This window comes from Phenylobacterium sp. (assembly GCF_030680185.1).
Lineage (GTDB): Bacteria > Pseudomonadota > Alphaproteobacteria > Caulobacterales > Caulobacteraceae > Phenylobacterium.
Genome location: NZ_JAUXVZ010000029.1, coordinates 35,325 through 49,218, shown reverse-complemented (window position 1 = coordinate 49,218; position 13,894 = coordinate 35,325). Strand labels below are relative to the sequence as shown.

The following is a 13,894-nucleotide window of genomic DNA, read 5'->3' as shown; positions in this document are numbered from 1 at the left end:
AGCCCATGGAATATCGCTACGTTCAGGCTGAACTCGGTCGCGAGCGCACCGCCGTGCGCGACCTGGCCAGGGTCGCCTACGGCGAGGCCGGTTGCGTCGCCGTCTTCGCGCCCCTGCTGGGTTTCGCCTCCAACCAGGCCCTGGTGCTGGGGGAGGCGGGGTTCGCCCTGCCATCCCTGGAGGGCGCCGAGGTTCACGACCTGTCACCGACCCTGCGGCCGGCCACAGGCGCACGCCCCCAGGCGGGCGGCGTCTATGTCCACAACTGGTTCACGATCGATGGCGAAGCGGTCGATGAGTTCGTCGACCTGTCGGGCCAGGCCTGGCCCGACTTCGAGGCCCGCTTCGAGACCACCATCTTTGGTCTGTTCCTGGCGGCCGAAAGCGCCACCGATCGGGCGCAGGGCGCGCGCCGCCTGCTGCTCATGACCCGCTATCGCGACCTGGGCGAATGGCAGACCTCTCGCGATCCGACCACCGAGGCCATGCAGATCTTCCTGCGTCGCCGCGAGCTGACCCGGGTGTCCTTGGCGCGCGCCTGCCTGCTCGTGCCGCCGCCGGAGGCCAAGCCTTGATCGAGCAGACCCACGAGGTCCCGACCGCCGACGGGGCGATGACCACCTTCGTGGTTCATCCCGAGCGGAACGGGCCGCATCCGCTGATCCTGTTCTTCATGGACGCGCCGGCCATTCGCGAGGAACTGCGCGACATGGCTCGGCGCCTGGCCACCAGCGGCTACTACGTCATGCTGCCCAACCTCTATCATCGGGCCGGGGTGATGGAGATCGGCGACATGGCCGACGAGGCGGTGCGCACCAGGATGGGCGAGCTGATGTATGGCCTGACCATCCCCATGGTCATGAGCGACGCCGACGCCCTGCTGGCCTTCGCCGACAAGGACCCCGCCGCCGCCAAGGGGCCAGCCGGTTGCCTGGGCTATTGCATGAGCGGCCAGTTCTCGATCAACGCCGCGGCCCGCCATCCTGAGCTGATCGCCGCGGCGGCCTCGATCTACGGGACCTATCTGGTCACCGACAAGGCCGACAGCCCGCACCTGGTGGCCCACAAGACAGAGGCCGAGCTCTATTTCGCCTGCGCCGAAACCGACCGCTGGGCGCCGCTGGAGATGGTCCGCGACCTGGCGGCGTCTCTGGAGAGCCGCGAGGCGCCGACCGAGCTCGAGCTCTATCCCGGCGTCTCCCACGGCTTCGCCTTCCCCCAGCGGGGCGCCTACGACAAGGCCGCCGCCGAACGCCACTGGGAGCGCCTGATCACTCTCTTCGGCCGCAATCTAAGCTAGGGCGGAGGATCAAGAGCTTGCGCGCCGGCGTTGAGGGCATGAACCCGCAAGGAGCCCCGATGCCCGACCCTGAAATCCTCCCCGACCCCGACGGCGATCGCCCGGACCAACCTGCCGAACTGCCGAGCGACGGTCGGCTTGGCCAGGACATCCCTGAACTGCCCGATCACGGCGATCCCCTGGGGAACGACGTCGAAAAGGGACCAGACGGTCTGGATATCGGTCCTCGATAGAGGCAGGCCTTGGTTCCGCCGCGGACCCATGCTTCTGAGAGGTCGAGGCGCGACACGAGGAGCCGCAGAATTCATCGGATCGCGGTTGATAAATTCGGAAGACTCCCGAAAAAGCTCATCTGCGGTGGCGAGCCCCAATCAGCGAAGCCCGGGCTGGCTCATCAGCCTTCCGAGACATCGGACCGACACATCTGGAAATGCGACATTGACTGAACAGACGCCGGGCGGATCGAATTGGGCGCGCCAGCTCGCCAGCTATCATGAGCCTGGCCACGGCCGCAGCGCCGCCGAGATTGCGGTCACGGCCGGACCCCTGCTGATTCTATGGGCCCTGGCCGGTCTCGCCTGGCAGAACGGCCTGTGGTGGGCGGCCCTGCTGCTCACCCTGCCGGCGGGTCTGTTCCTGGTCCGGCTCTTTCTGATCCAGCACGACTGCGGCCACGGCGCCTTCTTCCGGGGCGCGCGGCTCAACAACTGGGCGGGCCGGATCATCGGGGTCGTCACCCTGACGCCCTACGACTACTGGCGTCGCACCCACAACATGCACCACGCCACCTCCGGCAATCTCGACCGGCGGGGCCTGGGCGGGATCGACCTGCTCACCGTGGACGAATATCTGGCCCTGCCGCGGCTCCGACGGCTCGGCTATCGCCTGTATCGCCACCCGCTGGTGCTGTTTGGCCTCGGCCCGGCCTTCACCTTTTTCCTTCAGAACCGGATTCCTGTGGGCCTGATGCATCTGGGCTGGCGGCCCTGGGTCAGCACGCTCGGCACCACCGCCGTGGCCATGGTGCTGATCGCCGGCGCCGCGGCGATCTTCGGCCTCGGGCCGGTGCTGCTGATCTATCTGACCACCGTGCTGGTCGCCGCCACCACCGGGGTCTGGCTGTTCTTCGTGCAGCACCAGTACGAGGGCGTCGCCTGGGCGCGGAACGGCGAGTGGAACCGCCACGACTTCGCGCTCCTGGGTAGTTCGCAATACGACCTGCCGCCTGTGCTCCACTGGTTCACGGCCAATATCGGCGTCCACCACGTGCACCACCTGTCCAGCCGCATCCCCTATTACCGCCTGGGCCAGGTGATGCGCGACCATCCCGAGCTGCGCGCCATGAGTCGGATCGGCCTGCTGGAAAGCTTCGGCTATGCGCGCCTGTCCCTGTGGGACGAGGCCAATGGCCGACTGGTGGCCTTCAGCCACCTGGCCCGCCGTCAGCCGACCAAGACGTCGAGCGCCGCGGCCCACGCCCAGACCCCTAGCCGGGCCACCGCCACCGCCGAGACCTGACCCGCCATGACCAGCCTGACCCGTCTCACAGGCCCCATGGCCGCCCCGGCCAGCGGCCGCGATCCTCAGTCGATGGTGATCCTGCTGCATGGCTATGGCTCCAACGGCGACGACCTGATGGGGCTCGTGCCCTATTGGCGCGCGAGCCTGCCCGACACGGTCTTCCTGTCGCCCAACGCGCCTGAGGCCTGCCCCGGCGCGCCCGGCGGTTATCAGTGGTGGTCCCTGACCGATCTGGGCCGGGAAAGCCGCGCCGCCGGCGTCCGCCAGGCCGCGCCCCTGGTAAACGCCTTCATCGACATGCATCGCGCCGCCTACGACCTGCCCAACCGCAAGGTGGCCCTGGTCGGCTTCAGCCAGGGGACCATGATGGCCCTGCACGTGGCGCCCCGCCGGCCCGAACCCCTGGCCGGCGTCGTCGGCTATTCCGGCATGCTGGCCGACCCCGAAGCCCTGGAGACCGAGGTCCAGACCCGGCCGCCCCTGCTGCTGATCCACGGTGACGCCGACCCCATGGTGCCCTTCTCAGCGCTTGGCCAGGCGCAGGCCGACTTCACCCGCCTGAACTTCCCCATCACCACCCACACCTCGCCTGGCCTCGGCCACAGCATCGACGAGGCTGGGCTTAGGCTGGGCGGGGAGTTCCTGGCGAAGGTGTTGGGCGCGGCGGGGTAGGGGACAGACGACCGGTGCGGTGGTGATCGAGTAAAGGCCGAGGGGCGTGCTGCGGCCGCATATCCCGTTGGACCCGAGTATCCGCGTCACGCAGCTAGGCGCTGGCTAAGCTGGCCCTAGTGGTCGCCACGCCCATAGTACGCTTCCCCTTCACGTCGCAGGTCTTCCAGCGTTTGCCCTTCTGCAGGCACGACAAAGGGCGCTTCGGGCGTCTCGCCACGCGGGCATTGCGGAAGGGGAGGCCCGTCAATCTGAAGGACGTTGAATCCTCCGAGGGCGTTCTCCCTCAGCCACCAGCGACGCGCGCCGATGTCACGGCGATAGGCGGCGTGTTGCAAGTTCAAAACCGTGAGAGGTCCAGGGTCCAGACGGCCGCTGTGGACACGACGAACACGCAACTCGACCACCCACGGCCAACTCACGACGATGCAGCCGTCCCCACACAGTCCCCCAACCGTGGGCGTCTGCCGCACAATGGTGGCGGTGACCTCGGCGTCGAAGCACGCGATCTTGCCAGTGCGGGCTGTGCCGCCAACGCCCACCGCCGCAACTGCGACGGCCGCCAAGCCGAGGAAGCGAAGCTTAATCATAGTCCCCACCCTACGAGCCTTGATCCTCCCCTTCTATCAGCTTGCGCGATCAAGGCCGCCGGCGGTTTGAGTGAGACGGCAGAGCAGTGCCGCTCCTAAGGGCCGCACGATTGGCATATGCCACCGACCTATGCCATCATCCCGCAATGAACGCGTTCCGCCACATCAAGCTGTTCAAGAACGGACGCAACCAGGCCGTCAGAATTCCACGTGAGTTCGAGCTGCCGGGAGAGGACGCCATTATATGGCGAGACGGCGACAAGCTGATCATTGAGGCGGCGCCGCCCAGGTCTCTGCTGGCGCTACTTTCGGAGCTCGCGCCCGTTGAGGACACCTTCCCCGATATCGACGACCCCCCGCCCGCGCCGGTGGCCCTTTGACGCGCTACCTGCTCGACACCAACATCCTGTCGGATCTGGTGCGCCATCCTCAGGGACAGATCGCGCAGCAGATCGCCCGCGTCGGAGAAGGCGCGGTCTGCACCAGCATCATCGTCGCGGCCGAACTCAGGTTCGGTGCGGCCAAGCGTGGTTCAGAGCGGCTGACGGCGCAGCTGGAAAAGATTTTGGGCGCGCTCGACGTCCAGGCGTTCGATGCGCCGGCCGATATCGCCTACGGCCGGCTGCGTGCTCAGCTGGAAGCCGCAGGCCTTCCCATTGGCGGCAACGACATGCTGATCGCAGCGCACGCGCTATCGACGGGAAGCGTCATAGTGACGGACAACCAGCGGGGGTTCGAAAGGGTCGCTGACCTCCAGGTCGAGAACTGGCTCCGCTGAGGCCCAGCTGTAGGTGAACAGAGCCCGCGCTGGACGCTCGCGCCCCCTAACCCCGCATCCCCAGCCAGATCACGTGCCGGGCGCCGCGGCCGCCCTTGCGGGCTGGGACGCGCACGACCTCCGTCTTCAGCCCGCTGCGGCGCATGCGCCTCGTAAACCCCTCGTCCGGGGCTGAGGACCAGACGGATAGGACGCCGCCGGGGCGCAGGGCGGTCTGGGCGCGGGCGAGGCCGGGCAGGTCGTAGAGGCTGTCATTGGCCTTGCGGGTCAGGCCTTCGGGGCCATTGTCCACGTCCAGCAGGATAGCGTCCCAGGCGGTGGGCGCTGCGGCGATCAGGGGGCCGACATCGCCCTCGTGGATGGTGACGCGAGGATCGTCCAGGCAGCCCTTGAAGACCTCGGCCAGGGGCCCGCGGGCCCAGGCGATGACGGCCGGCACTAGCTCGGCCACCGTAACCTTGGCGTCGGCCGGCAGGACGGCCAGGGCCGCGCGCAGGGTGAAGCCCATGCCCAGCCCGCCGATCAGGATGCGCGGCGCCGGGCGGCCGGCCAGACGCTCCCAGGCCAGCGTCGCCAGGGCCTCTTCCGAGCCGCTGAGCCGGCTGTTCATCAGCTCGATCGGCCCGGCCATAATTGAGAATTCGGTGTCGCGCCGCATCAGGCGCAGCTCGCCGCCGCCATCGGGCATGTCGGCGGTGTCGAGATGGATCCAGGGCTTCATGGCTCTCGCATAGCCGCCGGTTCGCGCGGCGCCAAAGCAAAAGCCCCGCCGTCCGGCTGGGACGACGGGGCCTTGCGACGCCCGCTAGAAACGACGGGGGAGATCAGAGCCGGGTGGGGATGATCACCTTCATGGACTCATAGCCCTTCACGAAGGTCGAGAAGACCCGCTTGGGTTCTTCCACCACCTGGATGTCGGGGAAGCGCTTCAGGATCTCTTCCCAGATGATCTTGAGCTGCAGCTCGGCCAGGCGGTTGCCCACGCAACGGTGGATGCCGAAGCCGAAGGAGATGTGCTGGCGCGGGCGCTCGCGGTCGATGATGTAGCTGTCGGGGTCGTGGATGACCTCGTCGTCGCGGTTGCCCGAGACGTACCACATGACGACCTTGTCGCCCTTCTTGATGGTCTTGCCGCCGATCTCATGGTCCTGGGTGGCGATCCGGCGCATGTGGGCCAGCGGGGTCTGCCAGCGGATGGTCTCCGACACCATCGAGGGGATGAGGTCGGGGTTCTCGCGCAGCTTCTTGTACTGGTCGGGGTTCTGGTTCAGCGCCAGGACGGAGCCGGTGATGGTGTTGCGGGTGGTGTCGTTGCCGCCGACGGTGAGCAGCACGATGTTGCCGAAATACTCCCGGGGCGACATGTCCCGGGTTTCCGGACCATGGGCCAGCATGGAGATCAGGTCGCCGCCCGGCTCGGCGTTCACCCGCTGGTTCCACAGCTCGGTGAAGTAGGCGTGGTACTCGATGAAGATCTGCATCTTCTGTTCGAGGGTGTCGATCAGGCCGTGGCCCGGCACCGCGGTGACCACGTCGGACCAGTAGGTCAGCTTGCGGCGGTCTTCCTGCGGCATGTCGAACAGGGTGGCCAGGGTCATGGCCGTCAGTTCCATCGACACCTTGTCGACCCAGTCGAACTCCTCGCCGATGGGCAGGCTGTCGAGGATCTTGGCGGCGCGCTCGCGGATCAGCGGCTCCAGGATCGCCAGGTTCATCGGCGAGACGGCCGGGCTGACGGTCTTGCGCTGCACGTCGTGCTTGGGCGGGTCCATGGCGATGAACATGGGCAGGGGGCCTTCATCGCCGTCCTGCGTCGCGATGGTGATGCCGCCCTCGGAGGAGAAGACCTGGTGGTTGGTGTCCACCGCCATGATGTCGTTGTACTTGGTGATAGACCAATAGGGGCCGTATTCACTCTCCGCGGTGAAGTGGACCGGGTCTTCCTTCCGCAGCCGCTCGAAGATCGGCCACATGGTGTTGGACTGGAAGAGGGCCGGCTGCGCCGGGTTGAGGTCGGCCAGGGCCGTGGCGTAGGCCTTGGCCCGCGCGTCCTTCAAGATGTCCACCGAACCGTCAGCCATGGGAGTCCTCCAGATTTTCGACCAGACTAGTCTAAAGATGACGCCTGCGTCAACTTTTAGCGTTCGCTCAGGGCGCGATTTTACCTGGGGTAAGAGGGCGGGGTTTTGACGGCCGGGGTCGTGCGGATCGACGACCCCCTCGATCCCCGGATCGAGGGCTTCACCCAGGTGCGCGAGCGCGACCTGATCGGGCGCGAAGGGAAGTTCATCGCCGAAGGCGAGGTGGTGCTGCGCCACCTGCTGGCCTCATCCCGCTGCGAGCCCCTGGCCCTGCTGGCGGCGGAGGATCGTCTGGGGCGTCTGAAGAGCCTGATCGGGGATCGCGAGGTCGCCGCGCCGATCTATGTGGCGTCTCAAGCGGTGATGGACTCCATCGTCGGCTTTCCGATCCACCGCGGCCTGCTGGGGCTGGGCCGCCTGCGTGCCCGTCCGAGCGCGGCCCAACTCCTGGCGGGGCTGGGGGATCAGGCGCTGGTGGTCGTGGTCCACGGGGTGGGCAATCACGACAATATGGGCGGGCTGTTCCGCAACGCTGCGGCCTTTGGCGCCGATGCGGTGCTGATCGATGCGACCTGCTGCGATCCGCTCTATCGCAAGGCCATACGGGTCTCTGTGGGCGCGGCGCTCATCATGCCGTTTACGCGACTGGAAGCTGGGGAGGATCTGCTGGAGGCGTTGCGGGCTGCCAGGCTCGACCCCGTCGCCCTGACGCCGTCCGGCCAGCATGTGCTGGCCCACTTTCAACCCGGCGCCCGAAGCGCGGTCATTTTTGGCGCCGAGGGGCCGGGCCTGCCGGCTGATCTGCTCTCAGAGGCGCGGACGGTTCGCATCCCGATGGCCGAAGGGTTCGATTCCCTGAACGTCGCCACCACCAGCGGCGTGGTGCTGCATCACTTCGCCGCCAGGGGCGCCGGGCGGTCGTAGGCGCAAGGCCGTATCAGCTGGGGCGCGACCGCAGCCAAGCCCCGGGGAATTTCGGCGCAGGTGCAAGAATGGGCGGGGACAGGCCTCAGGCGAGGATGCCGATGATCGCCAGCCACAGCAGGCCTGAGGCGGCGGCGGTGAAGGCGAGAGTCTCAAGCGCCGTCCAATGATTGTCTTGAACGGACTTGGTCCGGGAAGCGGTGGTGTGGGGCGCCGTCTGGGCCATCAAAGGTGTCCCTTGTGTTTCCTTGACTTTTCGAACGGCTCCGTAGCGAGCCGGTTCCATGCGAGGCTGCAGCGCGACGCTCGGAATGGGTGATGCGCGGCGCCTCTGGACTTCCCGTCGCCGCTGCGGCCCAATCGGCGGCGCAGTTTTATCCGAAAGGTCAATTTCGCTCCCATGGCCTGGTCCGACGCCGCCGCCCGCCGGCGCTATCACGTGGGCAATCTCCGAGCGCAGCTTCTGGAGGAGGCCCGAGCCATCCTGGATCAGGGCGGGCTGGCGCAACTGAACCTGCGCACCCTTGCGGCGCGGACGGGGATCGCGCCCGGTTCGGTCTATCACCACTATGCGGGCAAGGCCGAACTGCTGGCCGAGCTGGCGGCCCTCGGCTTCCAGCAACTCGAGCTCCAACTCAGCGACGCCATGGCCACCGCCCCCCATGGCGGGCGTATCCGCACCCTGGCGCGGACCTATTTCGCCTTCTCCAAGGCCGAGGCCGCCCTGTTCGGCCTGATGTTCGACCCCACGGTGGCCAACTATTCCGCCGTGGAGACGGCCCGGGACCGCTGTTTCGCCGTGCTGGAAGCCGCCGTCGCGGTCGCCCTGCCGTCCCGCGAGGACGCAGTGGAGATCAACAAGATCGCCCGCGCCGTCTGGGCCTGCGGCCATGGGGCGGCCTCCCTGCGGACCGCCGACCCCCATCGCCAGGACGAGCTGATGGAGGACGTGATCCAGGGGCTGGAGCTGATGTTCGGCCGCCGCTGAACGGGCTTCAGTGATCGCCGATCAGCAAGGCCTATCCAAACGGTGTTCCACGTCGTCTCCTTGCGTCCTGCTGTACCGGGAGGAAACAATGGCCGACGGCAATATCACCAAAGACGTCATGTATGACGCGGTGGCCCCTGACGACTTCGAATCCATGCTGGAGCTGGATCGCTACAACGCCCGCTCCACCGCCTTCGACAAGATCATCTCCGCGACCCACGACCACTTCTGGGATCCGCTCGATCCCAAGTACATCGACTTCTCCGAGCCCTGGGACATGGAGACGCAGGCTCTGCTGCCGGACGATCAGGTCATGGCGCTCGGCGTGCCCTACGTCCTCGACCACCTCGAAAAGACCGGCCAGAAGGTCAAGTTCATCAACGAGATGGTGCTGTGGAACTTCTCGTCCATCCTGCATGGCGAGCAGGGGGCGCTGAACCTGTCGGCCAGCCTGTGCCATGTGCTGAAGGACCAGGGCGCCCAGGAATACGCCGCCAACCAGACCCGCGAAGAGGCCCGTCACGTCACCGCCTTCGCCAAGTACGTGAAGGCCCGCTGGGGCCGGCCGCGGCCCTGCGGCGCGACGCTGCAACAGCTGCTGGTGGACATCATCGGCGCGCCGGAGGTCTACAAGAAGATCATCGGCATGCAGATGCTGGTGGAGGGCCTGGCCATGGGCGCCTTCGCCGCCGGGTTCCAGTACAACCGCGACCCGCTGGCCAGGAAGCTGTTCCAGCTGGTGATGACCGACGAGGCCTTCCACCACAAGTTCGGGAAGATCTGGGCCGACCGCACCATCCCGAAAATGACGCAGGAAGAGCGCGACATCGTCGAGGACTGGGCCGCCCACTGCTTCCAGTCCCTGCTGTTCAACATGGGTTCGCCGGTCCAGCAGGCGGCGATCTACACCCAGTTCGGTCTGGACCCGGAGCGGGTGATGACCGAGATGCGCGCCACCTACCAGAACGACGAAAGCCGGCGCGAGCGCCTGAAAAGCCAGACCAACATCTTCCGCGTGCTCATCAAGACCCTGTTCAACGCGGGCCTGATCACCGAGCGCACCCGGGCCTTCTATGCGACCTATGTCGACATGGACGAGCTGAAGGCCGAGGGCGAGAAGATGGTCGGCGACGAGATCGCCGAGGAGGGCATCAAGTACCTCCAGGAGATCAACTTCAGGGATCGCCACACGGCGCCGGTGACCATCGCCGCCGAATAGGAAATGACGCCTGCGATGACGCCGCTAACCCTGCGGCGTTATCGCAGGATTTCCTCGCGCATCATGGAAAGCGCGGTCTCCAGCGCCCCCTGGCGCACATGACCGCGGCCGATGTCGCCGAAGTGAACCAGCCTGTGCTGCGCCGCCCTGCCGCGCCGCGCGCTGGCGAAGTGCACCAGGCCTGCCTCCTCGCCGGGATTTGGACCCGCCTCGGTGAAGCCGGTGATGGCGACGACGATGTCGGCCTGGGAGTTGGCGATCGCACCCTCCGCCAGGGCCAGGGCGACAGGTTCGGACACCGGCCCATGGGCTTTCAGCATGTCCAGCGGCGTCTGCAACATCTCGTGCTTGGCCGCCTCGGTATAGACCACGAACCCCCGCTCGAAGGCATGGCTGCAGCCGGGGATGTCGGTCAGCAGCGAGGCCAGCAGGCCGCCCGTACAGCTCTCAGCCGTGGCCAGTTTCAGATCCCGATCGCAGGCCAGGGTCAGAACGTCCCGCACCAGATCGTCCAGCGCGGGGGGAACGGCAAGGTCCAGGGCTTCAGCCATCGCACGACGCTCCGTCTTGAAGGTGGGCCTTCAACACGGGGGCGCTGACGTCGGTTCCCCTTGATTTCCGCAGCCGGCGCCCCTCGTTAGCCCCATGACGAAGGGACTGAGAGTCGCCGTGGCCGGGGCCGGGGTGTTTGGCCTGGCCAGTGCGCTGGCCCTGGCGAGGGCCGGGGCGCAGGTCAGCCTGCATGATCCGGCCGCGGTCGGCGTCAACGCCTCGGGCGTCGCCGCGGGCATGCTGGCGCCGGTGAGCGAGGCCCTGACGGACCCGGTCGCCCGACCGCACCTCGATCTCATGATGGTCGCCCGCGATCTCTGGCCGCGCTTCGCAGAGCGCTGGGGGCTGGACCTGGACCGCCGTGGCGCGATCCTGCTGGGCGACCACACGCGCCTGGCGGGGCTCTCGCAGACGGCCAAAGCTCTGGGGCTCGACCTGCCGCCCATGCCGACGGACCGATTGCCCGCCTTTCCCGGGGGCTATGGCGCGGTCATCGAAGGCGGTCTTCAGGTCGCAGGGGACTGGCGGATCGATGCGGCCAGTCTCGGCGCCTTGACGGAGGCCGCTCAGGGCCTGGGCGTCCGCCTCAGCCCACAGCCGCCGGCCGACCCTGTGGACTGGCTGGTTGTCGCAACGGGCCCCTCGCAGGACTTGATCGACCGGGCGCCCGAGCTCTCGACCCTGTCGCCGATCAAGGGCCACATCCTGCGCTTCGACGACCTTGCCTATGACGGACCCGTCCTGCGGGGGCCGGGGGCCTATGCGGCTCCGGGCGCTGGTGGTCTGCGGGTGGGGGCGACCATGGAGACGGGCGTGTCAGACCCCACGGTCGACGCCGCGGTCGCCGGAAACCTGGCCCAGGCGGCGGGCGCGGTCTTCCCTGGCCTGACCCAGCGCCCCTGGACGGCGCACGCGGGCGTGCGGGCCGCCACCCCGGATGGCCTGCCCCTGGTGGGGCCAAGTCGTACGCCGGGCGTCATTCTTGCGGCCGGGGCGCGGCGCAATGGCTGGCTGCTGGCCCCCCTGGTGGGCGCCCTGGTCTGCGCCTATGCGCGGGGGGAAGACCCTGGTGTCTGGGCGGGCAGACTGGCCGCCGACCGCTTCTCGGGCTGAGGACTCGCAAAACGTGGTTAGCGGGCCGTTAACCATGCCGGACGCATTCAGGGGCCATGTCCGTCCAGGGTCTCAGAGGTGTGGTCGAAACCGCCATCCAGCGCGCGTCCAGCGCGACGGGGGTCGATTTCACCTTCCTGATGGGCACGGCGCATCGGGAGAGCGGCTACAATCCCACCGCCAAGGCCAAGACCTCGTCGGCCGCCGGCCTCTTCCAGTTCGTCGAGCAGACCTGGCTCGCCACGCTGAAGCAGCATGGCTCCAAATACGGCTATGCCCGCTATGCCGACCTGATCCAGAAGGGCTCCGACGGCCGCTACCGGGTGTCGGGCGCCGAGGCCCGCAAGACGGTGATGGATCTGCGGTTCGACCCCCAGGCCGCCTCTCTGATGGCTGGCGAATTGGCCACGGATCATGCCGCCTATCTGAAGGGCCGCGTCGGCCGCGCGCCCACGGCCGGCGAGCTCTACGCCGCCCACTTCCTGGGGCCCCAAGGCTCGGCGCGGCTGATCGAGGCGACGCGTTCCCAGCCGGGCGCCAGCGCAGCCAGCCTGTTTCCCGAGGCCGCCCGGGCCAACCGCTCGATCTTCTACAGGGACGGGCGTCCGGCCACCGTCGCCGAGGTCTACGCCAATCTGACCCGCACCGGCGGGGGCGGGGACGCCGTACGTCCGCGGGAGACCTCGCCCGTGGTTCCCGATGGCGGCTTCATCCAGTACGCCTCGGCCCGCCGCGCCGAAGCCATGCGCGAGCAGGAGGTCCTAGTAGACTTCATCCTTCGCGGCTCTCAGCCCGCCGAGGGGGCCGGGGCGGGCCAGCGCCTGGGCGGCTCGCTCTTCTCGAGCGAAATGCTGCGGATGCTGTCTGAGGCCCGCGACGGCACCTAGACCGCCGCGCCGCTCGCCCGCATCGCCTCGATCTCTTCGGCGCTGTAGCCGATCTCCGAAAGCACTTCGGCCGTGTGCTGGCCAAGACCCGGCGGCGGCGGCCGGCGCGTCGTCTCGACACCTGGAAACTGGGCCGGCGCGGCCGGCGAATCGCCAAACCCGCCGCGACCGTCCTCCACCTCGACCAGGGCGCCGGCGGCGCGCACCTGCGGATCGGTCGCCACCTCGGCCGGGGTCTGGACCGGAGCCCAGACCAGATCGGCCGAATCCAGGCGGGCGGTGATCTCATCCCAGTCCAGGGCGCCGAAGGCCCTGTCGAACTCGGCCGTCAGGGCTGCGGTGTTTTCCTTGCGCAGGCGTCCGCTCGTGAACCGCGGATCCTCCTGCAGCTCCGGCCGGCCTGCGGCCTTGGTCATCGCCGCCCAGTCCACCGACCCGCCCCGGGGATTGGTGACGAACCAGCGGCCCTCACGGCTCTGGAAGAAGTTGGCCAGCGGGTTCAGCGGCTCACGCCGGGACCGGTTCGACGACAGCCGGCCAAAGCGGAGTTGCACCGCCAGGTCTGAGCCGACGGTGTAGACGCCCGTGGCCAGCAGAGAGGTCTGCACCATCCGCCCGACGCCGGTCTGTTCGCGCTCATAAAGCGCCGCCAGGATGGCTGAGGTGGTGGCCAGCGAGGTGATGTGGTCGCCAAAGCCCGTGCGCAGCAGGAAAGGATCTTCCCCCTTGGGCGTGGTCATCCGCGCCACGCCTGCCCGGGACCAGAAGGCGGTGACGTCGAAGCCCGGCTTGTGGGCGTCGGGCCCCTCCATCCCATAGCCGGTGACCAGGGCGTAGATCAGTCGCGGATTGGCGCCCCTCAGGCTGGCCTCGTCCAGGCCGGCGCGCTTGAGGGAGGCGGGCCGCACATTGGTCAGGAAGACGTCTGCGCTGGCCGCCAGTCTGGCCACGGCGTCGCGTCCCTCGGGCTTGGAGATGTCGAGCACCACCGAGCGCTTGCCGCGATTGTCCATCTCGAAGGTCGGATTGGCGCCCAGGTCGCTCTTGGCGTCGGCGAAGACGTGGCGCATGTCGTCGCCGCCCGGCCGCTCGATCTTGATCACCTCGGCGCCCCAGTCGCCCAGCACGCCGGCCGCGCCGGGCGCGGCGATATAGGTGGCGAACTCCACCACCTTCAGACCCTTGAGTATCACTGAACTTCGTCCTCCGCCCTGGCCGCGCCTTGGTCGGCGCCGGTCCGCTTGGCGCCATAGTGACCGGGGCGGGCGA

18 protein-coding genes are annotated in these 13,894 nt (G+C 68.0%); 12 read left to right on the top strand and 6 right to left on the bottom strand.

Annotation, left to right across the window (positions count from 1 at the left end; all coding sequences use genetic code 11):
- Window positions 1–5 precede the first annotated feature (5 nt).
- From Q8L83_RS05260 to Q8L83_RS05240, 5 genes are all read left to right on the top strand, one after another.
- Entirely contained in the window at window positions 6–575 is a 570-nt protein-coding gene (locus Q8L83_RS05260) for a hypothetical protein (protein WP_305285179.1), read from the top strand.
- Window positions 572–1,300, top strand: coding sequence for a dienelactone hydrolase family protein (locus Q8L83_RS05255; protein WP_305285177.1), 729 nt, complete (start codon window positions 572–574; stop codon window positions 1,298–1,300). Before Q8L83_RS05260 ends, Q8L83_RS05255 begins: the two co-directional genes overlap by 4 nt.
- Window positions 1,301–1,359: 59 nt before the next feature.
- Complete coding sequence (locus Q8L83_RS05250) at window positions 1,360–1,533, top strand: hypothetical protein (RefSeq protein ID WP_305285175.1); 174 nt, start codon at window positions 1,360–1,362, stop codon at window positions 1,531–1,533.
- 205 nt (window positions 1,534–1,738) lie between these two features.
- The gene (locus Q8L83_RS05245) at window positions 1,739–2,818 is read left to right on the top strand and encodes a fatty acid desaturase (RefSeq protein WP_305285174.1); all 1,080 of its coding nucleotides are present in this window, start codon (window positions 1,739–1,741) and stop codon (window positions 2,816–2,818) included.
- A gap of 6 nt (window positions 2,819–2,824) precedes the next feature.
- Window positions 2,825–3,493, top strand: a complete 669-nt coding sequence (locus Q8L83_RS05240) for an alpha/beta hydrolase (RefSeq protein ID WP_305285173.1) — start codon at window positions 2,825–2,827, stop codon at window positions 3,491–3,493.
- Window positions 3,494–3,609: 116 nt separating this feature from the next.
- Here the strand turns inward: Q8L83_RS05240 and Q8L83_RS05235 are convergent, their stop codons facing one another.
- Window positions 3,610–4,083: a hypothetical protein gene (locus Q8L83_RS05235; RefSeq protein WP_305285171.1), complete on the bottom strand. Its 474-nt coding sequence runs from the start codon at window positions 4,081–4,083 to the stop codon at window positions 3,610–3,612.
- A gap of 146 nt (window positions 4,084–4,229) precedes the next feature.
- Here Q8L83_RS05235 and Q8L83_RS05230 point away from each other — a divergent pair, with 146 nt between their 5' ends.
- Entirely contained in the window at window positions 4,230–4,463 is a 234-nt protein-coding gene (locus tag Q8L83_RS05230) for an antitoxin (RefSeq protein WP_305285170.1), read from the top strand.
- Window positions 4,460–4,861 (top strand): type II toxin-antitoxin system VapC family toxin, encoded by a 402-nt coding sequence (locus Q8L83_RS05225; RefSeq protein ID WP_305285169.1) that lies wholly within the window; start codon window positions 4,460–4,462, stop codon window positions 4,859–4,861. The genes Q8L83_RS05230 and Q8L83_RS05225 overlap by 4 nt, the downstream gene beginning before the upstream one ends.
- Before the next feature lie 46 nt (window positions 4,862–4,907).
- Here the strand turns inward: Q8L83_RS05225 and Q8L83_RS05220 are convergent, their stop codons facing one another.
- On the bottom strand, window positions 4,908–5,582 hold the full coding sequence (locus Q8L83_RS05220) for a spermidine synthase (protein ID WP_305285168.1): 675 nt from the start codon (window positions 5,580–5,582) through the stop codon (window positions 4,908–4,910).
- A gap of 103 nt (window positions 5,583–5,685) precedes the next feature.
- Window positions 5,686–6,942, bottom strand: coding sequence for a cytochrome P450 (locus Q8L83_RS05215; RefSeq protein ID WP_305285167.1), 1,257 nt, complete (start codon window positions 6,940–6,942; stop codon window positions 5,686–5,688).
- Window positions 6,943–7,047: 105 nt separating this feature from the next.
- On the opposite strand from Q8L83_RS05215, the gene Q8L83_RS05210 reads away from it, so the two are divergent.
- Window positions 7,048–7,866, top strand: a complete 819-nt coding sequence (locus Q8L83_RS05210; protein WP_305285165.1) for an RNA methyltransferase — start codon at window positions 7,048–7,050, stop codon at window positions 7,864–7,866.
- Window positions 7,867–7,951: 85 nt separating this feature from the next.
- Here Q8L83_RS05210 and Q8L83_RS05205 read toward each other — a convergent pair whose 3' ends face one another.
- Window positions 7,952–8,092, bottom strand: a complete 141-nt coding sequence (locus Q8L83_RS05205) for a hypothetical protein (RefSeq protein ID WP_305285164.1) — start codon at window positions 8,090–8,092, stop codon at window positions 7,952–7,954.
- Window positions 8,093–8,266: 174 nt separating this feature from the next.
- On the opposite strand from Q8L83_RS05205, the gene Q8L83_RS05200 reads away from it, so the two are divergent.
- Both Q8L83_RS05200 and Q8L83_RS05195 read left to right on the top strand, forming a co-directional pair.
- Window positions 8,267–8,854, top strand: coding sequence for a TetR/AcrR family transcriptional regulator (locus Q8L83_RS05200; protein ID WP_305285163.1), 588 nt, complete (start codon window positions 8,267–8,269; stop codon window positions 8,852–8,854).
- 88 nt (window positions 8,855–8,942) lie between these two features.
- Window positions 8,943–10,073 (top strand): ferritin-like domain-containing protein, encoded by a 1,131-nt coding sequence (locus Q8L83_RS05195; protein WP_305285162.1) that lies wholly within the window; start codon window positions 8,943–8,945, stop codon window positions 10,071–10,073.
- Between the two features lie 38 nt (window positions 10,074–10,111).
- On the opposite strand, the gene Q8L83_RS05190 is transcribed toward Q8L83_RS05195, so the two are convergent.
- Window positions 10,112–10,624, bottom strand: coding sequence for a CinA family protein (locus Q8L83_RS05190; protein WP_305285160.1), 513 nt, complete (start codon window positions 10,622–10,624; stop codon window positions 10,112–10,114).
- Between the two features lie 94 nt (window positions 10,625–10,718).
- Between Q8L83_RS05190 and Q8L83_RS05185 the strand changes: the two genes are divergently transcribed.
- Window positions 10,719–11,738 (top strand): FAD-binding oxidoreductase, encoded by a 1,020-nt coding sequence (locus tag Q8L83_RS05185; protein WP_305285159.1) that lies wholly within the window; start codon window positions 10,719–10,721, stop codon window positions 11,736–11,738.
- Window positions 11,739–11,794: 56 nt separating this feature from the next.
- Window positions 11,795–12,625 carry a transglycosylase SLT domain-containing protein gene (locus tag Q8L83_RS05180; RefSeq protein ID WP_305285157.1) on the top strand — a complete coding sequence of 277 codons (831 nt, stop codon included), beginning with the start codon at window positions 11,795–11,797 and terminating at the stop codon, window positions 12,623–12,625.
- Here Q8L83_RS05180 and Q8L83_RS05175 read toward each other — a convergent pair.
- Window positions 12,622–13,818, bottom strand: coding sequence for a CaiB/BaiF CoA-transferase family protein (locus Q8L83_RS05175; RefSeq protein WP_305285156.1), 1,197 nt, complete (start codon window positions 13,816–13,818; stop codon window positions 12,622–12,624). The two genes, Q8L83_RS05180 and Q8L83_RS05175, sit on opposite strands and share 4 nt — an antisense overlap.
- Between the last annotated feature and the right edge of the window lie 76 nt (window positions 13,819–13,894).